This is a genomic window from Micromonospora sp. DT229, assembly GCF_049844505.1.
In the GTDB taxonomy this organism is placed as follows: Bacteria; Actinomycetota; Actinomycetes; order Mycobacteriales; family Micromonosporaceae; genus Micromonospora.
In genome coordinates, this window is the sequence record NZ_JBNCLD010000002.1 from 368,487 (window position 1) to 389,034 (window position 20,548).

Consider the following 20,548-nt stretch of genomic DNA (forward strand, 5'->3'; position numbering starts at 1 on the left):
GTTTGTTATTGTTGTTGTTAACACGGGCGGCTGGCGTTTGACTACCCCGGGTTCCCCCCGGGGGGGGCCCCTCGACGGGGGCGGTGCGCCCGCTTTGCGAAAGGCGGGCGCACCGATGTCACTCCCTCAGCGGCGGCCGATGGTCAGCACCGGCTTGGTCACCTCGGCGAAGAAGTCGTTGCCCTTGTCGTCGACCACGATGAAGGCCGGGAAGTCCTCCACCTCGATCTTCCAGACCGCTTCCATGCCCAGCTCGGCGTACTCCAGGACCTCGACGTGCTTGATGCAGTCCTGGGCCAGCCGGGCCGCCGGGCCACCGATCGAGCCCAGGTAGAAGCCGCCGTGCTGCTCGCAGGAGCGGGTCACCTGAGCGGACCGGTTGCCCTTGGCGAGCATCACCATCGACCCGCCGGCGGCCTGGAACTTCTCCACGTAGGCATCCATCCGCCCGGCCGTGGTCGGGCCGAAGGAGCCGGAGGCGTAGCCCTCCGGGGTCTTCGCCGGGCCGGCGTAGTAGACCGCGTGGTCGCGCAGGTACTGCGGCATCGGTTCGCCCGCGTCCAACAACTCGGCGATCTTGGCGTGGGCGATGTCCCGGGCCACCACCAGCGGGCCGGTCAAAGACAGCCGGGTCTTGACCGGGTACTTGGACAGCTCGGCGCGGATCTCGTCCATCGGCCGGTTCAGGTCGACCCGTACCACCTCGGTGGTGTCCAGCTGCGCCTCGGTGACCTCCGGCAGGTAGCGGGCCGGGTCGGTTTCGAGGCGCTCCAGCCACACCCCCGACGGGGTGATCTTGGCAACCGCCTGCCGGTCCGCCGAGCAGGAGACCGCGATCGCCACCGGGCAGGAGGCGCCGTGCCGGGGTAGCCGCACCACCCGTACGTCGTGGCAGAAGTAGCGCCCACCGAACTGTGCCCCGATGCCGAAGTTGCGGGTCAGCTCCAGCACCTCCGCCTCCAGCTCCAGGTCACGGAAGCCGTGCGCGGTCATCGAGCCGGAGGTGGGCAACGCGTCGAGGTACTTGGCGGAGGCGTACTTGGCGGTCTTCAGGGCGTACTCGGCGCTGGTGCCGCCGATCACCACGGCCAGGTGGTACGGCGGGCAGGCCGAGGTGCCGATCAGCCGCAGCTTCTCCTCCAGGAACTGCATCATCCGGGTCGGGTTCAGCAGCGCCTTGGTCTCCTGGTAGAGGTACGACTTGTTGGCCGAGCCGCCCCCCTTGGCCATGAACAGGAACTTGTAGGCGTCCGGGTGCCCGTCCGGGTCCTCGGCGTACAGCTCCACCTGGGCGGGCAGGTTGCTGCCGGTGTTGCGCTCCTCCCACATGGTCAGCGGGGCGAGCTGCGAGTAGCGCAGGTTCAGCCGGGTGTACGCCTGCCACACCCCACGCGAGATCGCCTCGGCGTCGCTGCCGTCGGTGAGCACGTGCCGACCCCGCTTGCCCATCACGATCGCGGTGCCGGTGTCCTGACACATCGGCAGCACCCCGCCGGCGGCGATGTTGGCGTTGCGCAGCAGATCCAGGGCGACGAACCGGTCGTTCGGCGAGGCCGCCGGGTCATCGATGATCGACCGCAGCTGGGCCAGGTGCGCCGGCCGCAGGAAGTGGGCGATGTCGTGCATCGCCTCGGCGGTCAACGCCGTCAACGCGGCCGGGTCCACGGTGAGGAACCGACGGCCACCCGGGCCGTTGACCACGTCGACGCCCTCGTCGGTGATCAGGCGGTACTCCGTCTGGTCCGGCCCGGTGGGCAGCAGCGGAGAGTACGAGAACTCCGTGCTCATGCCGGAACTCCGCTGCGCTCCGTGCCGCTGTCGGACACCACCGCACCACACCCGTGACTCGCTCGCTGACGCTCGCTCATGACGGCAAAGCCTAGGGCAGAAGGTTCGATCACTCCTACCCGCCGCCGGTGATGGTGACGCTCGCCCTTTCTCCGTACCGGCCAGGTCACTTGCCGGAATCGGGGGCGCTGCACAACTCGTTCTTCGGCCCGCAACTGCCCTGGGGTCCCGGCACCCCGCCGGTGCCTGCCGGATCAGGTCCGTTCCCGTCCCGATCGCGGGCCGGACCGCCGTCACCTGCCGGGTCACCGGTCGTCGTACCGAACCGGATGTACCCGATCTCGCGGCCCTCCCCGATCACCATCCCCGCCGGGCCGACCGCCAGCGCGTTGGCGGAGGTCCGCAACCCGAGAAGTTCCCGGCCGGTACGCGGATCCAGGGCCACCAGCCGGTTCGGTTTCTCCTCGGTCACCACGGCCGCGTACGGGGTCAGGGCCGCGCCGGCCTTCTCGCCGGCCGGCCGGTTCCACCGGACCTGCCCGGAGCTGAGTTCACGGCCGGAGAGCCCGTCCCGACCGGCGGTACGCACCACCGCGTACCGGTCGTCCACGGCGAGCACCCGTTCGGAGTTCTCGGTGGCCAGCAGCAGCCGCCCGTCGTACCCGTCGATGACGGCCTCCCGACCGTCCGGCGCCACCCCTACCAGCACGTTACGGGCACCGTAGGGGTCCTCCCGTTGCACACATCCCGCGCTGTCGGCGGTACGCAGGTTGAGCCCGGAGCGCTGCCAGATCTCCTGACCGGTGACCGCGTCCCGGCCGGAGATGGTGAAGTAGCAGTTGCCGTCCTGGGAGCGGGCGACGATGCGCAACAGGCGTCCACCGATCACCGCCAGCCGCTCGTCGCGTCCCGGCTCCACGTCCTGCAACACCCGACCGGTCGCGGTGTCGACCACGTGCACCCGCCCGTCGACCGGGAACCCGAGCAGCGCCGGTACGGCCTCCGGGCCGGCCACCTGCCCGTGGATCCGGGCGCTGGTCAGTCGACGACTGTCCAGCAGGTTCGGGTTGTCGGCCAGCAGGCCACTGCTGACCCCGGGCAGGAAGGCCGTCCACAGCGGCGCGGTCCCCCGGGGTTCCCAGGCGCTCAGGGTGCAGTCGGTGGCCTCCACACAGCGGGCGTCCAGCAGCAGGTTGCGGTAGGTCCAGACGGCCACGGCATCGTTGTCCCGCCGACGGGTAGCCCCGGTACCGGGATCCAGGACCTCGTACCCCTTGACCAGCAGGCGACCGACGGCCACCACGGCCTCGGCACCGCCGCCGGCCACCGCGCTCCAGTCGGCCTTGCGCTCCCAGAGTTGGCTGCCGTTGGCCAGGCTGCGGGCCTCGACCCGGGTGCGTTGCTCGACCACGACGGTCTGCCCGGCGATGGTGACGCTGCGCGGGGTGCCTCCGATGCGCTGCTGCCAGAGCACATCCGGCTCGGAGATCGGGGATCGTCGGTTGACCCAGTCCCACACCCCCGGGAAGGGGTTCCAGACTCCGGTGGCGGCCAGCACGACGACGGCGGTCAGGGCAAGCAACAGCCAGCCACGCACGCCGAGGCCACTGCCCTTCGCCACCGGAACACGGTAGCCACCCGCACCCCTGACCGCCCGCACCACACCGCGTGTCGGGAAAGGAAGGGCACCTTATTAACGCCTGCGGTAGTAGCAGGGCCCCTTGTTAACACTGCCTGGCGGCAGGCTTCAGGACCGGCCACAGGGTCAGCGTCGCGGCGATCGAGGCCGCCCCGGCCACCGCCATCACGATGCCCGGGGCGAGCAGCTCACTCAGCCCGCCCGCGCCCGCCGCCGCCAGCCCCTGCATCGCCATCATCCCCGTGCTGACCAGCCCGAAGGCCTGCCCCCGACGCAGCTCCGGCACCGCCTCCAGGAAGCGCCGGGCCAGCCCCAACTGGTAGGCGAAGCCCGCGGTGGCCACCGCGAACAGCGCCGCCGCCGGCACCAGCCCGGGTCGGGCCACGAACGCCAGCATCGGTACGCCGAGCAGCAGCGAGAGCCAGGGGGTCAACCGTTCCCGGCCGGCCGGCGACACGAACCGACCCACCAGCAGGTCACCGACCAGCATTCCGCCCGCACCGGCCATCAGCAGTACCCCGGCGCTGGCCCCCGGCCCCAGATCCGCCGCGTACGGCACCGCCACCCCTTCCGCCCCGACCAGCAGGGAGCCGGGCAGCCACTGGGCCAGCAACAGCCCTCGGATGCGGCGATCGGCCAGCAGTTCCCGGTTGACCCGCAGGGTCTCCCGGACCGCACCGCCCCTGCTCCGCCGCTTGCCCTCGGCCGCCCGATCAGCACCCTCGGCCGCCCGATCAGCACCCTCGGCCGCCCGATCAGCACCCTCGGCGGCCCGGCGGATCCGGGCGGGGCGGGCGGCCAGGCCCAGTCGCACCAGCAGGGCGGAGAGGCCGCAGGTCAGGGCGGTCAGCCAGAGCGCGCCGTAGGGACCTACCAGCCCCAGCAGCAGCCCACCGACGGCGAAGCCGGCGACCTGGGTGCCCCCGGCGGCCACCGAGAGCAGGGACCGCCCGAGCACGTACGCGTCGCCGTGCAGCACCTCGGGCAGCAGCGCGGTGCGGGCGGCGCTGCTCACCGGGCCGAACAGGGCCACGACGGCGACCAGGGTGAGCATCACCGGCGGCGACAGCATCCCGGTGGCGAGCACCGCGACCATCACCAGCCGCAGCAGGTCGTACCCGACGATCAGGGCTCGGGCCGGCATCCGGTCGGCCAGGGCCAGCAGGAACACCCCACCGAGGGCGTGCGGCAGAAACCCGGTCACGTACGCCAGGGCGGCCAGCAACCCCGAGCCGGTGCGCTCGTAGACCAACACGGACAGCGCGAGCATCTTCACGGTCTCGCCGATCATGAAGATCCCGAAGCCGCCGAAGATCACCCGGAACTCGGCCACCGCGAAGACGTCGCCGAAGGTCGCCGGTCGGTCGAGGGCCGGGGTACTCGTGTCGCTCACGCCGTCAGCCTGGTCCGAAAGCCCCGGTCCGCTCTATCCTTTCGCTTGAGGACGAAAGGTGGAGCCGTGCGGATCGAGGTCACCCCCGCCGACCTGGCAGCCAGTCGGTACGCCATCTCCCCGCTGGGCGAGACGGTGTCCGCCCTGCGGCTGCACGCCGGTCAACGGTCCACCGACGGCCTGGGGCCGTGGGTGGCCCGGACCCGACCCGCCTACGACCGGCTGCGTCGGGAGGTACCGGCGGTCGGTGCCCTGCTGGCGCTGCTGCGTCGCGGCGGTTACAACGCCGACTTCATCCAGCCTCCGCCGGACGGCTCGGCCCGGGACTTCCACGGGGAACTGGCCGCGGTCCGGGCCACCCCGCTGGCCCAGGCCCGCGACGAGTTGGCCCGCAACCTGGCCGGTCCCCGGGCCACCCCACCGGCGTACGCCCGCCAGATCTACGCCTCGCCGGAGGTGGTCGACCTGATCGCGGACGCCATCGAGGCGGCCTGGCAGGCGCTTGTCGAGCCGGACTGGCCGCGCCTGCGTGCCATCCTGGAACGTGATCTGGTGCGGCGGGCGGGCCGCCTGCTCGCCTACGGCTGGGGCGCGGCCATCGCGGACCTGGACCCCCGACTGCGCTGGATCCCCGGTGACGTCGGGGTCATCGAGATCAGCGGCGACGACCCGGAAACCCACTCACTGGCCGGGCGAGGCCTGCTGTTCGTGCCCACCGTCTTCGGCACCCTGATCACCTACGTGGAGCAGCCCTGGCCGTACGCAATCGTCTACCGGGCCTCCGGGGTGGCCGAGTTGCTCGGGCCGCCCGACCCGGCCCGGCCCGACGACGCCCTGGACCGGCTGGTCGGACGCTCGCGGGCGGCCGTGCTGCGGGCCCTGGCCCTGCCCGCCACCACCAGTCAACTCGTCGCCCAGCTGGGGCTCAGCCTGGGCGGGGTCGGCGACCATCTCACGGTGTTGCGCGAGGCCGGGCTGGTCAGCCGGATCCGTACCGGCCGGGCGGTGCGCTACCGCCGCACCCCCCTGGGCGACGCCCTGGCCGCCGACTGATCGACGTCAATATGGGGCCTTTGCCTCCCGCAGGGCGGAGCGGACCAGGGGGAGGACCCGGTAGGGGATCTGCTCGGCCAGGGCGATGATCGTGGAGGCCCGGCGGATGCCCTCGTACGCGACGATCTGGTCGATCACCCGTTGCAGGTCGGTGTTGGAGCGGGCCACGATCCGGCAGAGCAGGTCACTGGAGCCGGTGATGGTGTGCGCCTCCAGCACCTCGGGAATCCCGGCCAGGTGGTTGGCCACCGGGTCGTGCCCGTGCCGTTGACTGATCTCCAGGGTGACGAAGCTGGTCACCGTGAACCCGATCGCGGCCGGCGACACCTCCGGCCCGAAGCCGCCGATCACCCCCCGGTCGACCAGTTTGTCCAGTCGGGCCTGGACGGTGCCCCGGGCCACCCCCAACCGACGGGAGCACTCCAGTACCCCGATCCGGGGTTCCGCGGCGAGCAGCTCGATCAAGCTGACGTCCAAGGCATCAAGCTGTACATCCTGTCCAGGGTTCACGGCTTGACACCCTACTTGTTGTGCAACCTGACCAGCCGTGTGACTGACAGTTGCCCAGTGAGCGGCCTCACCGTGATAGTCCGGGGAAGGAGCACAGCGTCGGCCGAACAGGCCGGCCGGTACGCAAGGGAGGCCACCATGACCCAGGCGATCGACCGACCCCAGTCGACCGACGACGTCGACGTCGATGCCCTAGTCGGCGCCGTCAACCACGACATCACCAAGGACCCCTTCCCGGTCAAGGGTCTGGACCACGTGCACTTCCTGGTCGGCAACGCCAAGCAGGCCGCGCACTACTACTCCACCGCCTTCGGCATGACCTGTGTCGCGTACCGGGGCCCGGAGCAGGGCTACCGTGACCACGCCCAGTACGTGTTGACCAGCGGTTCGGCCCGGTTCGTGCTGACCGGGGCGGTACGCCCGGACGCCGACGGCGCCGACCACGTGGCGAAGCACAGCGACGGGGTCAGCGACATCGCGCTGGAGGTGCCGGACGTGGACGCCGCGTACGCGCACGCCACCGCGCAGGGTGCGGCCGGTCTGCTGGAGCCGCACGACGTCAGCGACGAGCACGGCACCGTCCGGATGGCCGCCATCGCCGCGTACGGCGACACCCGGCACACCCTGGTCGACCGGTCCCGCTACACCGGCCCCTTCCTGCCCGGCTTCGTGGCCCGGGGCCCGATCGTGAACCGGCAGCCGATGATCGACGCCGGCCTCCAGCCGAAGCGTTTCTTCCAGGCCGTCGACCACATCGTCGGCAACGTGGAACTCGGCAGGATGGACGAGTGGGTCGAGTTCTACAAGCGGGTCATGGGCTTCAGCAACATGGCCGAGTTCATCGGTGACGACATCGCCACGGACTACTCGGCGCTGATGAGCAAGGTCGTCGCCAACGGCACCCGCAAGGTGAAGTTCCCGCTCAACGAGCCCGCCATCGCCCGCAAGAAGTCGCAGATCGACGAGTACCTGGAGTTCTACCAGGGCCCCGGCGCCCAGCACATCGCCGTGGCCACCAACGACATCCTGGCCAGTGTCGACGCGATGCGGGCCGCCGGTGTCGACTTCCTGGACACCCCGGACTCGTACTACGACGACCCGGAGCTGCGGGCCCGCATCGGCGAGGTACGGGTGCCGATCGAGGAGCTGAAGGCCCGCAAGATCCTGGTCGACCGGGACGAGGACGGTTACCTGCTCCAGATCTTCACCAAGCCGGTGCAGGACCGCCCGACGGTCTTCTTCGAGCTCATCGAGCGGCACGGTTCGCTCGGCTTCGGCAAGGGCAACTTCAAGGCCCTCTTCGAGGCGATCGAGCGTGAGCAGGAGAAGCGCGGAAACCTGTAACAATCTCAAGGGTGAATCAGCCTTCGCCGCACCCGACGTCGCCGGCCGGTGGGCCGCAGCACGGCGGCTCGCCCTCCGGTGAGCCGCCGCCCACCGCCGGTGGCGCCCCGTCGCCCACCGGTCCCCCACCCCAGTACGCCCCGCCCGCTGCGGACCGGGCCGCCCCGCCTCCCCCGCCGGGCTGGTCCCCGGGTCAGCCCCCACCGGGCTGGGCACCCGGCCCCCCGCCGCCGGGCTGGGCACCGGGGCCACCACCGCCGGGCTGGAAGGTCGGGCCGCCCCCGCCGGTACGGGGACCGGGCGGGCAGCCGCTGGCCAGCTTCGGTGACCGGCTGCTGGCCTACCTGATCGACACCGCCGTCGTGATGGCTGCCCTGGCGGTGGTGTTCGTGCCACTTTTCGTGATCTTCATGGCCCGGATCCTGGCCGTGAATCCGGAGACCAACCCGGACGGCACCGTGGCGGATCTCGGGTCGTTCTTCATGGAGATCCTGCTGCCGATGCTGCTGCTCCAGGCCGCGCTCCTCGTGTTCATGTTCGGGATCTACTGGCTGTACCACGTCGAGTACCTCAAGCGGACCGGGCAGACCCTCGGCAAGAAGGTGATGGACCTGCAGGTGGTTCCGCTCGATCCGACCGCCACCCTCGATCGACGGATGGCCGGCAAGCGGTACCTCGTGGAGTTCGTCGGCGGGTCGCTGGTGCCGGGCGGCAGCTACGTCGACGGCCTCTGGCAACTGTGGGACAAGCCCTGGCAGCAGTGCCTCCACGACAAGTTCGCCGGGACCGTCGTCGTTAAGGTGGCCAGGTGACCGAGCACAACAAGGCCGCGCCGTGAGCGTGGCACCCGGCTGGTACGTCGACCCCGCCGACCCGCAAACCCGCAGATACTGGGACGGCGAGGGCTGGATCGGCGCGCCCATCCCGGTGGACGCCACACCACCCGAGGGCCCACCCCCGCCCGAGCCCGAACCGGCACCGGAACCGGAACCGGAACCCGAGCCGACGCCGCCCGCCCTCACGCCTCCCACACCGCCCGCCGGCCCACCCCCGGGCTACCCCGCGCCGGGTGGCTGGCAGCAGGTGCCACCGGTCGGTGATCCTCGGCACGGGCCACCGCCCGGCTGGCCGTACCCGACCTGGCCTGGACGCCCTCCGGAGCCCCGGCCGCACGGTATGCCGCTGGCCGGCTTCGGCGCTCGACTCAGTGCCAGGCTCATCGACTTCGGCATCGTGTTCCTGCTCAACGTGCTGGTCAACGGCTGGTTCGTGGCACGTCTGCTGGACGAGGTCTCGGCGCCGCTCAACGAGTTCGGGCGACGACTTCAGAATCCGGAACGCAACACCGAGCCCCTGCCGCAGGCGGGCGACCAGACCGGCTCGTTGATCGTGGTGATCCTGCTGATCGCCACGATGCTCTGGCTGGCGTACGAGGTGCCGTCGATGGCGGCCAGCGGGCAGAGCTTCGGCAAGCGACTGGTGGGCATCCGGGCGGTGCCGGTCGAGGCGGACGCCCCGCTGGGCTTCGCCCGCGCGCTGCGGCGGTGGAACACCCTGGGCCTGCCCACCCTGCTCTGGTACTGCTGCGGGCTCGGTCTGCTGCTCCAGTTGTTCGACGCCCTCTCCCCACTCTTCGACCACCCGCTGCGGCAGGCGCTGCACGACAAGCGGGCGCAGACCGTGGTGGTCAAGGTTCCCCGTACCCCTGCCGATCGCACCAACCCACCCGGAGATGCCTCATGACCGACACCGGACGCCAGCCGACAGTGCGGCTGACCCGCGCCGACCTGGACGTGCTGCCCAACTACGTGCCCGGCCGCAGCCCGGCCGACCTGGCTCGGGAACTGGGTCTGCCGGAGGCGATCAAGCTGGCCAGCAACGAGGTGCCGTACGGCCCGCTGCCCGGGGTGGTGGAGGCGGTCGCCGAGGCCGCCGCCGGGGTGCACCGCTACCCGGACATGGGGGTGGTGGCGCTGCGTCAGGCCCTGGCCGACCGGTACGGGGTGGACACCGACCGGATCGCCACCGGCTGCGGTTCGGTGGCCCTGGCCGAACACCTGGTACGGGCCACCTGCCTGCCCGGTGACGAGTTGATCTACGCCTGGCGGTCCTTCGAGGCGTACCCGATCATCGCGGCGACCAGCGGCGCGACCAGCGTGAAGGTGCCCAACGACACCGGGCACGGGCACGATCTGGCGGCGATGGCCGCGGCGGTGACCGACCGGACCCGGATGATCCTGGTCTGCAACCCCAACAACCCGACCGGCACCGCCCTGCGCCGGGCGGAGTTGGACCGCTTCCTGGACGATGTGCCGGACGACGTGCTGGTGGTGATCGACGAGGCGTACCGGGAGTTCGTCACCGACCCGGAGGTGCCCGACGGGCTGACCTACGCGGACCGGCCCAACGTGGCCGTGCTGCGCACCCTGTCCAAGGCCTGGGGGCTGGCCGGCCTGCGGATCGGCTTCCTGGTCGCCCAGCCGCAGGTGGCGGCGGCGGTACGCAAGGTCGTAACCCCCTTCTCCAGCAGCATGGCGGCCCAGGCCGGGGCGCTGGCCGCGCTGGCGCAGGCCGACGAGATGCAGCGACGGTGCGCCCTGGTCGTGGCCGAGCGGGAGCGGGTCACCGAGGCGCTGGGCAAGCTGATCCCGGACGTGCCCGCCAGCCAGGCGAACTTCGTCTGGCTGCCGCTGGGCGAGCGGGCGCTGGAGTTCGGCAAGGCGTGCGAGGCCCGGGGCGTGATCGTCCGGCCGTTCCCGGGCGACGGGGTCCGGGTCACCATCGGCACCCCGGCCGAGAACGACGCCTTCCTGGCCGCGGCCGAGTCGGCGCTGGCCTGACCGGAACAGGCCCCGGCCTACCGGGTCGTCGAGCTGAGCCGGGCCGGTCCGCCATCCCCCTGCGGACCGGCCCGGAAGCCCATGGAAGATAGCTTAAGCGGCTTTTGTCCGATTCGTGGTTAATTCCGGTCAGGTCGCCGCCAGGATCAACGGCTCGGCCGTGAAGTAGTAGCCGTGATCGTCGGCCTCGAGGTCGACCGAAGGTCGCAGCCGCTCCACCGCCAGGTATCCGTCGACCGCGTACGCCCGGCCCGGCACCCATCCGGTGCCGTCGGCACCCACATTCAGCACGAACCGCGACATCTGACGGCCGGTGGTCGGCTCCAAGGTGACCAGCTCGTTCTCCTCGGTCACCAGATGCACCCGGCCGGGCTGGACAGCGATCAACCGCCCCGGCCCCACCGGTGTCCGCCAGCGTTCGGTGCCGTCGCGCACCGCCCGGCCCACCACCACACCCTCCGCCAGGGTCACGGCCGTCCCGTCGAGCAGTTCGACCTCCGCGCCGTCCAGCGCCGCAGCGGCCACCGGCTCGCCGGAGCCGAGCAGCCAGCCCCGGGCCGCCCCGTCACCCGGACCGGCGGTACGCAGCCCGGCGCAGCCGGTCGGAACGCAGCCGATCAGGTTCGCCGTCAGCTCCTCGCCGGCCTCCGGGGGACGCCACCGGGCGGCCACCACACCGGTCGCCGCATCCCGGAACTCGACCACGGTCGGTCCGGCGCAGCGGTCCAGGCTGAGCAGTTGGCCGCTGGTGCTGCCGCCGACCGGTTCCCGGCAACCACGCCCCACCTCGGCCCGCCACAGCTGCCCCCCGTCGGCCAGGTCCACGGCCCGCACCTCGCCCGCCCCGGAGCTGACCACAGCTTCCCGGCCCTCGGCCGTCCTGATCACGGAGAGACCCTGCGGCTGCCAGACGACCTCGCTCCCGGTGCGTCGGGCGCTGCGCTTGCCGTCCGGTTCCGGCCCCTGTGCGCGCCAGGCGACCCGCCCGGTACGCGCGTCGAGGGCCACCAGGTCACCGTCGGACCATCGGCTGACCACGGTCGTACCGCTGGCCACCACCGCGTCCAGGGTCGCCGGCCAACGACGGTACGACCAGTACGGGGTGCTGCGGTGCCGGCCGTCGGCCGGTTGGTCGGCATAGACCTGGCGCTCGGCCGCGTACACCCGCAGTCGACCGTCGACGATCAACGGGGCGACCGGCAGGCGACCCACCACCTTCGGTTCCGGCCGGCTCAGGGCGGGATAGTCGCCCCGAGCGGGGGTGCTGACCTCGGCCGGGGCCAGGACCCGGTATCCCACGAGCGCCAGCGTCCCGGCCACCCCGGTCGCCGCCACCGCGGCCACGATCCGCCGCCGACTGCTCGTCCACCCCATGCCGTACCTCCCAGCCCGGCACCCTACCCACCGGTCGGAACTACCCCTTAGCTGCGGTCAGGCCCCGCTGCGGGGTGGTCGGTGCGAGGAGATCACGCTGTGCGGGCCCCGGGGCAGCGCTGCCGCCCCGGAGACCCTGGGGTCCTCAGCGAGCCAGGTCGCCGTCGCGGACCGCACCGACGAAGGCGCGCCAGCCCCGTGTGCCGACCACCAGCAACGGCCCGCCCTGGTCCTTGGAGTCGCGTACCCCCACCACGCCGAGGCGGGCCAGGTTGTCGGCCACCTCCACGCAGAGGCCCTGGTCATTGGAGCGGCTACTGGTCCGCCACACCGCACCCACGAGATCTTGCATCGTCGTCATCTCCCTCGGCTTCGACATGCCGCCCGCCGCTCCCTGGCCGACCGGAACCGGGGTTCCGGTCGGCCAGGTGCCGCGTGGCGACGAATCCGAGGCGATCAACGAGACGGGCCCCCGACCTTGATCGCACAGCCGGTGCGACAACGGCCTGTCGGGATGAAGTCAGCCGGCCTCCACGATCGTGCCGGTGACCTCGGCCAGGGTGATGGAGGTGCCGTCCGGGCCGGGCGCGGTGGCGGTGATGGTCACGGTGTCGCCGTCCAACAGGAAGGTGCGCTCCTCGCCCCCCACGGTCACCGGCTCGGCGCCGCCCCAGGTCAGCTCCAGGAACGAGCCGACCTGGTCCCGCCGGTCACCGGAGACGGTGCCGGAGGCGTAGAGGTCACCGGTACGCAGCGAGGCGCCGTTGACGGTCAGGTGGGCCAACTGCTGGGCCGGAGTCCAGTACATCTGGGCGAACGGCGGCCGGCTGACCTGTTCGCCGTTCCAGTGCACGGTCAACCGCAGGTCGAGTCCGAGATGCGGCTCGTCGCGCAGATAGTCGAGGACCGCAGGATCCTGCTGCGGCGCGGCGACCTGGGCGTGCCCCAACGCCTCCAGGGGGGTCACCCAGGCGGCGATGGAGGTGGCGAAGGACTTGCCCAGGAAGGGGCCCAGGGGCTGGTACTCCCACGCCTGGATGTCCCGGGCCGACCAGTCGTTGACCAGCACCACCCCGAAGACGTGCTCGGCGAAGTCGGCGGCGGCCACCCGGGACCCGAGCGGACTGGGTACCCCGACCACGAACCCGACCTCGGCCTCGATGTCCAGCCGGGCCGACGGGCCGAAGACCGGCCCCTCCTTGCTCGGCCGCTGACCCTGCGGGCGTACCACCGGGGTGCCGGAGACCACGACGGTACCGGCGCGGCCGTGGTAGCCGATCGGCAGATGCTTCCAGTTGGGCAACAGGGCCGGCTGGCCGGGCCGGAAGATCTGCCCGACGTTGGAGGCGTGCTGCTCCGAGGAGTAGAAGTCCACGTAGTCGGCGACCTCGATGGGCAACTCCATCCGCACCTGGTCCAACGGCACCAGCAGCGGCTCCACGGCCTGGCGGTGGGCCGGGTCGGTGAGCAGTTCGGTGATCCGCTGGCGGACCGCCGTCCACTGCGGGCGGCCCAGCGCCAGGAAGGTGTTCAGGGTGGGCTGGCCCAGTGCCCCACCGGCCAGCACCAGACCGGCCTCCTCGGCGGCGGTCAGGTCCAGCACCAGGTCGGCGATGCGTACCCCGATGCGTGGTTCCCCGTCGCCGACCCGGAACACCCCGTACGGCAGGTGGTGGATCCCGAAACCGGAATCCTGCGCCCCGGGCACCCAGCTCTGTTGCGCGCTCATGCCTGATATCCCCCGTTCACCAGTCCCAGCCGGATCAGATCGGTAAGTGGTTCCACGATGCTGCACGAGCCGAAGCCCACCCACAGCGGACGCCCCAGGTCGTGCCGGCCCTCGATCTGCTGCACCAGGGGTCGCTCGTCGCGGACGGTGAGCAGTTCGGTCACCGCGTCCACCCCGGCACCCTCGGCGGCGGCAAGCGTCGCGGCGAGCACGTTGGCGAAGCCGTGATGGGTGATGCCGGTCTCCGGGTCCAGGTGCCGCACCGCGTGGTGCAGCCCGGCGGTGAGCTTGAACGGCACCTCCCGGTCCCGGCAGGCGCAGATGACCGCGGCCAGCTCGGCCGGGCTGGGGAACAGCTCGGCGGCCAGCCCGCCGGTACGGAACTTGGCGGCCACCGTCAGGCCACGGGATCTCGCCTCGGCCAGGGTGTCCAGGGCAGCCATCAGCCCGAAGGTCAACGGGATCTCCGCGAACACGGCGACGTCGTCCAGCCGCTCGGTAAGCATGATCAGCTCACCCAGACCGGGCTGCGGGTCCTCACCGCGCCTGGCGACCGGTGCCTCCAGTTGTCGGACGGTCACCCCGAGCGGAGGCAGGAACGACAGCGCATAGGGCAGCCGGTCCAGGCCGGTGTCGCCGATCAGCCCGATCACGAAGCCCTCGGCCGGGTCGACCAGGCCGTCCAGGTCGCCCGCCGTCACCTTCGAGGCGGGCAGCAGCAGCGGGCCGACCAGGTCGGCGTACCAGGCGGTGCGATGGCCTCGGTGGGCGGTCACGGCGTCGGGCAGCGAGGCGCTGCCCGGCGGGAAGACGGCGGCATCGTCGACCAGACCGGCGACGAGTGCGGGCAGCTGCGTTGACACGAGACAAGAATGTACGGGACGCTACAAGGAGCGGACAACAGCGTCCGATAATCGGACGCACAAGCTGGTGACCGGGAGGCGACATGCCGTACTACCGCAGCGTCGGCGAACTGCCACGCAAACGCCACACCCAGTTCCGGCAGCCCGACGGCAGCCTCTACACCGAGGAGCTGATGGGCCAGGAGGGCTTCTCCTCCGACTCGTCCCTGCTCTACCACCGGTACGCGCCGACCGCGATCGTCGCCGCCGAGGAGTTCACCCCGCCGACCGTGACCCGGGTGCCCAACCTGCCGCTCAAGCCCCGGCACCTGCGCACCCACAAACTCGACGGCACCGGGGCCGACCCGATCCTGGGTCGGCGTTACCTGCTCGCCAACGACGACGTACGGATCGCCTACGTGCTGGCCGACCAGCCCTCTCCGCTGTTCCGTGACGCCACCGGCGACCACTGCCTGTACGTCGAGGCGGGCAACCTGCGGGTCGAGTCGACCTTCGGCGTACTGGACGCGGTGGCCGGGGACTACGTGGTCATTCCCACCTCGACGGTGCACCGACTGGTGCCCACCGGCGACACCCCCACCCGGCTGCTGGCCGTCGAGGCCTCCGGTCACATCGGCCCACCCAAGCGCTACCTGTCGGTACGCGGCCAGTTCCTGGAGCACTCCCCGTACTGCGAGCGGGACGTCCGGGGACCGGACGCGCCCCTGCTGGTCGAGGAGACCGATGTGGAGGTGCTGGTCCGCCACCGTCGCGGCTGGACCCGCCACGTCTACGCCAACCACCCCTTCGACGTGGTCGGCTGGGACGGTCACCTGTACCCGTGGGCCTTCTCCATCCACGACTTCGAGCCGATCACCGGCCGGATCCACCAGCCGCCACCGGTGCACCAGACCTTCCAGGGCCCGAACTTCGTGATCTGCTCGTTCGTCCCCCGCAAGGTCGACTACCACCCGGACGCCATCCCGGTGCCGTACCACCACCACAATGTCGACTCCGACGAGATGCTCTTCTACACCGGCGGCAACTACGAGGCGCGGCGCGGCTCCGGCATCGAACAGGGCTCGATCTCCCTGCACCCCTCCGGCTTCACCCACGGTCCCCAGCCCGGGGCGGCGGAACGCTCGATCGGGATCGACTTCTTCGACGAGTTGGCCGTCATGGTCGACACCTTCCGCCCGCTGGACCTGTGCGACGCGGCAGCGGACTGCGAGGACGACGCCTACGCCTGGACCTGGTCCCGCCGCTGGCCGGAGGGCCCCTCGTCAACCGCCTGACGCCTCGCTGCCCACCCGGCAGCGGGCTTCAGGCGACCGGGCGGGTGACGATCGTCAACTGCGCGACCGTGGCGATGCCGATGGCCAACACCAGCGGCCAGGGCGTACCGACCAGGGCGTAGAGCAGGATCAACGCGGGGGCGGCAGCGGCCGCGTACACCGCCAGAACCAGCGGACGGTCGGTTCGCCGCAGGACGGGCAACACGGTCCGGGTCAGGCCGGGCAACCGGGAGGCGTGCCGCCAGAGCACGATCGCCCCACCGGCGGCCGCCAGCACCGCCATGAACCGGGAGAATCCGGAACCGGTGGTGGCCGAGCAGGCGATCACCAGGGCGGCGACGATCGACCAGCCGGCACCCCAGAGCACGAACTGCCGCAGCGCCGCCGGCACCGGGCGACGCGCGGCGAACGGGCCCGTGTCGGCCCGTCCGGCCGTCACCGGCCCACCCGGCCTGGCCGGCTCCTCCGTCGGCCAGCCCGGCTGCTCGCCCGGGCCGGTGGGCGGGAGCGCCTGGCCGTCGGGCTTGCCCGGATCACCCGGAGTCTGCTCCGGGCGGGGGCCCTCGGCCGGGCGGGGTTCGGTCGGCGGCAGGATCGGCACGGCCGCCTCGGCCAGCCGCTCCAGGGTGGTGGTCCACCGCCGTTGCTCCAGCCGCAGCACCCCGACCTCCTCACCCGCCTCGGCCAGCCTCGGGTCCAGCCGCAACGCCTCCCGGTAGGCCCGCTCGGCCAGATCGAACATCCGCATGTTCGCCGCCACCAGACCGAGCACCAGATGCCCCTGCGGGTCCTGCGGTGCCAACTCCACGGCATGCCAGGCGGCGTTCAACGCCGGCTGACCGTTGCGGGAGCCGGCCAGGATCGCCGCCCCGCTGCGTTGGGCGTACGCGTCCTGCGGCCCCAGGGCCATGATCTCGTCGGCGGTACGCGCGGCCTCGCCGTAACGTTCCAGGTCACCGAGGGCCAGGCCACGCAGCACCAGCGGAGGGATCTGCCCCGGGGCGGCGGCGACGGCGGACTCGGCGGCGGCCAGCGCCTCAAGGGGCCGTTCGGCGGCCAGGTGCACCCGGGCGAGCATGGCCAGGGTCTGCGGGTGCCCGGGGTCCAGGGCCAGCGCGAAGCCGAGTTCATCGACGGCTTCGTCGTAGCGGCCCAGTTCGGCGAGGAGGGTGGCGCGTTGCAGGTAGCCGTCGGCGGTGGGCGGGTCGGTGGGAACGTCGGCGGACATCGCGCGAGCCTAGGCGGTTGGTTGGGCGTACACCAAGGCCACCGCGATGCCGGCGAGTCCCTCGCCGCGGCCGGTGAAGCCCAGTCCGTCGGTGGTGGCGGCGGCCAGGGTGACCGGGGCGCCCACCGCCTCCGACAGCACCCGCTCGGCCTCCTGCCGACGTGGACCGATCTTGGGCCGTACCCCCACCACCTGCACGGACACGTTGCCGATGGTGAAGCCGGCGGCGCGGACCCGGCGCGCGGACTCGACCAGCAGGCGTACTCCGCTGGCCCCGGCCCACTCCGGCTGGTCCACCCCGAAGTTGGCGCCGAGATCGCCCAGCCCGGCGGCCGACAGCAGGGCGTTGCAGGCGGCGTGCGCGACCACGTCGGCGTCGGAGTGCCCGGCCAGACCGTCCTGGTCCGGCCAGTGCAGGCCGGCCACCCAGCAGGGTCGCCCGGCGGCGAAGGCGTGCACGTCCGTGCCGATGGCCACCCTAGGAACGATCATGATTCGAGGGTACGCGTCAGAGCCCGGTAGCCAGCAGGTGCTCGGCCAGGGCCAGGTCGAAGGGCCGGGTGATCTTCAGAGCGAGGTCCGACCCGGGAACACAGAACACCGGTACCCCCTGCTTCTCCACCAGCCCGGCGTCGTCGGTCAAGGCGTCACCGGCAGCGGCGTGGGCGGCGGTCAGTACGGATCGGCGGAAGCCCTGTGGGGTCTGCACCGCCCGCAGGGCCCGACGATCGACCGTGCCGAGCACCAGCTCCCCCGCGTCGACCTCCTTGATCGTGTCGACCACCGGCAGGACCGGGATCACCGCGTCGTGACCCGAGCGCACCGCAGCCGCCACCGAGTCCACCAGGGCGGGCGGGGTCAGTGCCCGGGCCGCGTCGTGCACCAGGATGATGTCCGGTCCGGCCGGTACGGCGGCCAGGGCGGCGGCCACGGACTCCTGCCGTTCGGCCCCGCCGGGCACCACTGTCACCGGGGCGATCGGGGCCAGCAGGTCGCGCACGGCCGTGATCTCCGCGATCGGGGCGGCCACCACGATGGTGTGCACCGAGGTGGCGGCTGCCAGTCGGCGGACCGCGTGCACCAGCAGCGGCTCCCCGGCCAGCAGCCGCAGTGCCTTGGGTCGACCGGGGCCGAGGCGTACCCCGGCACCGGCCGCAGGCACGAGGACCGCGACGTCACCGCACGGATTCAGCTGCGCGGTCACGTCGCGGTCCTCGATGGTTTCTTCGCTACGAAGTGGGTACGACGATGCTGTGCGGACTAGGCCTCGGTCAGCACCTTGTCGAGCAGCGTCTCCGCCTCGTCCTTGGTGCTCTTCTCGGCCAACGCCACCTCGCCGACGAGAATGTCGCGGGCCTTGGCGAGCATGCGCTTCTCACCTGCGGAAAGGCCCCGCTCCCGCTCCCGGCGCCACAGGTCGCGGACGACCTCGGCCACCTTCAGCGGGTTGCCGGAGGCCAGCTTCTCCAGATTCGCCTTGTAACGTCGCGACCAGTTGGTCGGCTCCTCGGTGTGCGGAGCCCGGAGAACGTCGAAGACCTTGCCAAGACCCTCTTCGCCGACCACCTCGCGCACACCCACGATCTCGGCGTTCTCGGCAGGCACCCGGACCGTCAGGTCACCCTGTGCAACCCTCAGGACGAGGTACTGCTTGGGCTCGCCCTTGATGACCCGAGTCTCGATTGCCTCGATGAGTGCGGCCCCGTGGTGGGGGTAGACAACGGTCTCGCCGACACTGAAAACCATAGGTTCGAAACCCCTTTCGCTGTGTCTAGGGTAACACGCTCAGGCACCGATGTCTCACCGCTGTCCTGACCGTTGGCGCAGCTCAGGGGCCCTGTGAGAGGTATTTCTTCGGCTTGACAGATGACCGAGTCGATGATTCAAACACGCTCTGTAATCTGAAGATGACCCCCCGGCATGGACGACGAAAACGCCGTGATCGCCAGCGCAGCCGTCAATGATCGACCAAGTAATGATCAATTTTCGGTGGACCAATACCCCCAAGCCACGATTAGGCCCACGTCAAAGATCAAGTAACTCGGTGATCAAGATTCCGAGGAACGAGATCTCTGAGATCGAGGTCCGGAGATCGAGTGCCAGGAGATCAAGGGCTACGCATCCACCCCATGATATCTCGCCGTACCCGAGTGTGGGCAGCGGTAGCGAGACCGGGCGCAGTGCGGGACGCTGGAGGGGCCACTGTCCGCGCACCCGGTGAGCACCAGGGGGTCGTTATGGGCAAGCCTGACGCCGATGGTCCCGGGCTGCCCGACCTCCCGCCGGAGTGGGGCCGGGTGGTCGTACCGGATGATGCCTCCGCCCTGGCCGAGGAGGCCGAACAGCTCCGCCGCGAGCTGCGGATGGCCAACCGGTCCCGGCGGTGGCCACCCGCCGCCCTACCGGTGGTGCTGCTGCTCGTGGCGGTGATCGCCGCGGTCGCCGGCCTGGTGACCGTCACCTGGCCGCGGGCCGGACGGGGCACTCCCGAGCCGGCTGCGGCCGGACCCGATCCCGCGCCCGCGCAGTTCATCGGGCGGGCCCTGCCAGCCTTGGATCTCGTCGACGCCGGGCAGTCGCCGGTGCCGCTGCGCGGACTGCTGCCGGCGCTGGTGCTGCTGGTGGACGGATGTGCCTGCCCGCACCGGGTCGTCGAGGCAGCTGCGACGGCCCCGGTCGGTGTCACCGTGGTCACGGTCGGCGCGCGAACCCCACCAGCGGCGCCGGTCGGCACCGAGGTACGCGCGCTCGGCGACCCGGCCGGCGGACTGCGGGCCTTTCTGCACCTGCCGGCCCGCGCCGACGCCGTGACCGCCCTGCTGGCCGACCGCACCGGCCGAATCGTGCTGGTGGTCAGCGAGGTCGGCTCGGTCGCCGACTACCAGCGTGAACTGGCCGGCCTGGCCGGCTGAATCCGTACCCCCTCAGGAGGGGTCGATCAGGCGGGCCACCAGCATCAGCGAGTCCGCACCGGCGGTGGAGAAGGAGACGGTCACCGGGGCGCCGGTGCCGGTCATCTCCGTGGTGATCACTGTGCCGTCGCAGCCCACCGTCAGGGGGTCGGCCGCCCGGGCACCGATGACGGTGACCAGCAGTTCACCCGGACCGGTGCAGCTGAAGAGCAGCAGATTCCGCTCGCCGCGGGTCAGCCGGGCCTCCCGGACCAGGGCGCTGCCCGCGCTGAGCGACGCGCGATCGGTCCACACCACCGCCCCGCGGCCCCCCTCCCGGGCCATCCCACGATCCCCCGGGCTCTCGGTGGCCAACCCCACCACCCGCCCGGTACGCGGGTCCAGCATCACCCTGCTGCCAGCCGGTGCCATGTCGTAGCGCGCGGAGGCAGCCGACTCCTGCCAGTCGGCGGCCAACGGGGGAGCCATCGAGGCGTCCGACCCCGCTGGGGCTTCCCCCCGCCACCACCAGCCGCCGGCAACCAGCGCGATGACCCCCACCCCGGCGAGCAGGGCTCCCCGCAGGCGATAGAGGGAATCGACGTTCACCCCTAAAGGGTAG

General features: G+C 71.5%; 20 protein-coding genes. 7 read left to right on the forward strand and 13 right to left on the reverse strand.

Annotated elements, in window-relative coordinates; translation table 11 throughout:
* Window positions 1-126: 126 nt before the first annotated feature.
* From ACLQ2T_RS04520 to ACLQ2T_RS04530, 3 genes are all read right to left on the reverse strand, one after another.
* Window positions 127-1,788 (reverse strand): fumarate hydratase, encoded by a 1,662-nt coding sequence (locus tag ACLQ2T_RS04520; protein ID WP_425764695.1) that lies wholly within the window; start codon window positions 1,786-1,788, stop codon window positions 127-129.
* Between the two features lie 166 nt (window positions 1,789-1,954).
* Entirely contained in the window at window positions 1,955-3,409 is a 1,455-nt protein-coding gene (locus ACLQ2T_RS04525) for a PQQ-binding-like beta-propeller repeat protein (RefSeq protein WP_425764696.1), read from the reverse strand.
* A gap of 103 nt (window positions 3,410-3,512) precedes the next feature.
* Window positions 3,513-4,820, reverse strand: a complete 1,308-nt coding sequence (locus ACLQ2T_RS04530) for an MFS transporter (RefSeq protein ID WP_425764697.1) — start codon at window positions 4,818-4,820, stop codon at window positions 3,513-3,515.
* Window positions 4,821-4,886: 66 nt separating this feature from the next.
* Here ACLQ2T_RS04530 and ACLQ2T_RS04535 point away from each other — a divergent pair, with 66 nt between their 5' ends.
* Window positions 4,887-5,873, forward strand: a complete 987-nt coding sequence (locus ACLQ2T_RS04535) for an ArsR/SmtB family transcription factor (protein WP_425764698.1) — start codon at window positions 4,887-4,889, stop codon at window positions 5,871-5,873.
* A 6-nt stretch (window positions 5,874-5,879) separates the two neighbouring features.
* On the opposite strand, the gene ACLQ2T_RS04540 is transcribed toward ACLQ2T_RS04535, so the two are convergent.
* A complete protein-coding gene (locus tag ACLQ2T_RS04540; protein ID WP_425764699.1) occupies window positions 5,880-6,383 on the reverse strand; it encodes an Lrp/AsnC family transcriptional regulator in 504 nt (167 codons plus the stop codon).
* A 138-nt stretch (window positions 6,384-6,521) separates the two neighbouring features.
* Here ACLQ2T_RS04540 and hppD point away from each other — a divergent pair, with 138 nt between their 5' ends.
* The 4 genes from hppD to hisC are packed head-to-tail and all read left to right on the forward strand — an operon-like array spanning window position 6,522 to window position 10,567.
* Window positions 6,522-7,727 (forward strand): 4-hydroxyphenylpyruvate dioxygenase, encoded by a 1,206-nt coding sequence (gene hppD / locus ACLQ2T_RS04545; RefSeq protein WP_425764700.1) that lies wholly within the window; start codon window positions 6,522-6,524, stop codon window positions 7,725-7,727.
* Window positions 7,728-7,738: 11 nt separating this feature from the next.
* Window positions 7,739-8,539: an RDD family protein gene (locus ACLQ2T_RS04550; RefSeq protein ID WP_425764701.1), complete on the forward strand. Its 801-nt coding sequence runs from the start codon at window positions 7,739-7,741 to the stop codon at window positions 8,537-8,539.
* Window positions 8,540-8,561: 22 nt separating this feature from the next.
* Window positions 8,562-9,470 (forward strand): RDD family protein, encoded by a 909-nt coding sequence (locus tag ACLQ2T_RS04555; protein ID WP_425764702.1) that lies wholly within the window; start codon window positions 8,562-8,564, stop codon window positions 9,468-9,470.
* Window positions 9,467-10,567, forward strand: coding sequence for a histidinol-phosphate transaminase (gene hisC, locus ACLQ2T_RS04560; RefSeq protein WP_425764703.1), 1,101 nt, complete (start codon window positions 9,467-9,469; stop codon window positions 10,565-10,567). Before ACLQ2T_RS04555 ends, hisC begins: the two co-directional genes overlap by 4 nt.
* A gap of 129 nt (window positions 10,568-10,696) precedes the next feature.
* Here the strand turns inward: hisC and ACLQ2T_RS04565 are convergent, their stop codons facing one another.
* The 4 genes from ACLQ2T_RS04565 to ACLQ2T_RS04580 all read right to left on the reverse strand — a co-directional run bounded on the left by ACLQ2T_RS04565 (window position 10,697) and on the right by ACLQ2T_RS04580 (window position 14,533).
* Window positions 10,697-11,941 carry a PQQ-binding-like beta-propeller repeat protein gene (locus ACLQ2T_RS04565; RefSeq protein ID WP_425764704.1) on the reverse strand — a complete coding sequence of 415 codons (1,245 nt, stop codon included), beginning with the start codon at window positions 11,939-11,941 and terminating at the stop codon, window positions 10,697-10,699.
* A gap of 145 nt (window positions 11,942-12,086) precedes the next feature.
* Window positions 12,087-12,293: a DUF397 domain-containing protein gene (locus ACLQ2T_RS04570; RefSeq protein ID WP_425764705.1), complete on the reverse strand. Its 207-nt coding sequence runs from the start codon at window positions 12,291-12,293 to the stop codon at window positions 12,087-12,089.
* 168 nt (window positions 12,294-12,461) lie between these two features.
* The gene (gene fahA, locus ACLQ2T_RS04575) at window positions 12,462-13,670 is read right to left on the reverse strand and encodes a fumarylacetoacetase (RefSeq protein ID WP_425764706.1); all 1,209 of its coding nucleotides are present in this window, start codon (window positions 13,668-13,670) and stop codon (window positions 12,462-12,464) included.
* Window positions 13,667-14,533: a hypothetical protein gene (locus ACLQ2T_RS04580; RefSeq protein ID WP_425764707.1), complete on the reverse strand. Its 867-nt coding sequence runs from the start codon at window positions 14,531-14,533 to the stop codon at window positions 13,667-13,669. The genes fahA and ACLQ2T_RS04580 overlap by 4 nt, the downstream gene beginning before the upstream one ends.
* Window positions 14,534-14,616: 83 nt before the next feature.
* On the opposite strand from ACLQ2T_RS04580, the gene ACLQ2T_RS04585 reads away from it, so the two are divergent.
* Window positions 14,617-15,807, forward strand: a complete 1,191-nt coding sequence (locus ACLQ2T_RS04585) for a homogentisate 1,2-dioxygenase (RefSeq protein WP_425764708.1) — start codon at window positions 14,617-14,619, stop codon at window positions 15,805-15,807.
* A gap of 28 nt (window positions 15,808-15,835) precedes the next feature.
* On the opposite strand, the gene ACLQ2T_RS04590 is transcribed toward ACLQ2T_RS04585, so the two are convergent.
* Genes ACLQ2T_RS04590 through ACLQ2T_RS04605 form a run of 4 tightly spaced genes read right to left on the reverse strand, consistent with a single transcriptional unit; the run spans window position 15,836 to window position 18,781 of the window.
* The gene (locus ACLQ2T_RS04590) at window positions 15,836-17,035 is read right to left on the reverse strand and encodes a tetratricopeptide repeat protein (RefSeq protein ID WP_425764709.1); all 1,200 of its coding nucleotides are present in this window, start codon (window positions 17,033-17,035) and stop codon (window positions 15,836-15,838) included.
* A gap of 9 nt (window positions 17,036-17,044) precedes the next feature.
* Window positions 17,045-17,530, reverse strand: a complete 486-nt coding sequence (gene ispF, locus ACLQ2T_RS04595; protein ID WP_425764868.1) for a 2-C-methyl-D-erythritol 2,4-cyclodiphosphate synthase — start codon at window positions 17,528-17,530, stop codon at window positions 17,045-17,047.
* A 13-nt stretch (window positions 17,531-17,543) separates the two neighbouring features.
* Window positions 17,544-18,239: a 2-C-methyl-D-erythritol 4-phosphate cytidylyltransferase gene (gene ispD / locus ACLQ2T_RS04600; protein WP_425764710.1), complete on the reverse strand. Its 696-nt coding sequence runs from the start codon at window positions 18,237-18,239 to the stop codon at window positions 17,544-17,546.
* A gap of 56 nt (window positions 18,240-18,295) precedes the next feature.
* Window positions 18,296-18,781, reverse strand: a complete 486-nt coding sequence (locus ACLQ2T_RS04605) for a CarD family transcriptional regulator (RefSeq protein WP_007073334.1) — start codon at window positions 18,779-18,781, stop codon at window positions 18,296-18,298.
* Window positions 18,782-19,272: 491 nt separating this feature from the next.
* Between ACLQ2T_RS04605 and ACLQ2T_RS04610 the strand changes: the two genes are divergently transcribed.
* Window positions 19,273-19,947: a hypothetical protein gene (locus ACLQ2T_RS04610; RefSeq protein ID WP_425764711.1), complete on the forward strand. Its 675-nt coding sequence runs from the start codon at window positions 19,273-19,275 to the stop codon at window positions 19,945-19,947.
* Between the two features lie 12 nt (window positions 19,948-19,959).
* Here ACLQ2T_RS04610 and ACLQ2T_RS04615 read toward each other — a convergent pair whose 3' ends face one another.
* Window positions 19,960-20,535, reverse strand: a complete 576-nt coding sequence (locus ACLQ2T_RS04615; RefSeq protein WP_425764712.1) for a hypothetical protein — start codon at window positions 20,533-20,535, stop codon at window positions 19,960-19,962.
* Window positions 20,536-20,548: the final 13 nt, after the last annotated feature.

Excerpts from the sequence above, each read along its gene's own strand:
- ACLQ2T_RS04520 (WP_425764695.1), bottom strand. The coding sequence starts at position 1,788 with ATGAGCACGGAGTTCTCGTACTCTCCGCTGCTGCCCACCGGGCCGGAC.
- hppD (WP_425764700.1), top strand. The coding sequence starts at position 6,522 with ATGACCCAGGCGATCGACCGACCCCAGTCGACCGACGACGTCGACGTC.
- hisC (WP_425764703.1), top strand. The coding sequence starts at position 9,467 with ATGACCGACACCGGACGCCAGCCGACAGTGCGGCTGACCCGCGCCGAC.
- ACLQ2T_RS04565 (WP_425764704.1), bottom strand. The coding sequence starts at position 11,941 with ATGGGGTGGACGAGCAGTCGGCGGCGGATCGTGGCCGCGGTGGCGGCG.
- ACLQ2T_RS04570 (WP_425764705.1), bottom strand. The coding sequence starts at position 12,293 with ATGCAAGATCTCGTGGGTGCGGTGTGGCGGACCAGTAGCCGCTCCAAT.
- fahA (WP_425764706.1), bottom strand. The coding sequence starts at position 13,670 with ATGAGCGCGCAACAGAGCTGGGTGCCCGGGGCGCAGGATTCCGGTTTC.
- ACLQ2T_RS04585 (WP_425764708.1), top strand. The coding sequence starts at position 14,617 with ATGCCGTACTACCGCAGCGTCGGCGAACTGCCACGCAAACGCCACACC.
- ACLQ2T_RS04590 (WP_425764709.1), bottom strand. The coding sequence starts at position 17,035 with ATGTCCGCCGACGTTCCCACCGACCCGCCCACCGCCGACGGCTACCTG.
- ACLQ2T_RS04605 (WP_007073334.1), bottom strand. The coding sequence starts at position 18,781 with ATGGTTTTCAGTGTCGGCGAGACCGTTGTCTACCCCCACCACGGGGCC.
- ACLQ2T_RS04610 (WP_425764711.1), top strand. The coding sequence starts at position 19,273 with ATGGGCAAGCCTGACGCCGATGGTCCCGGGCTGCCCGACCTCCCGCCG.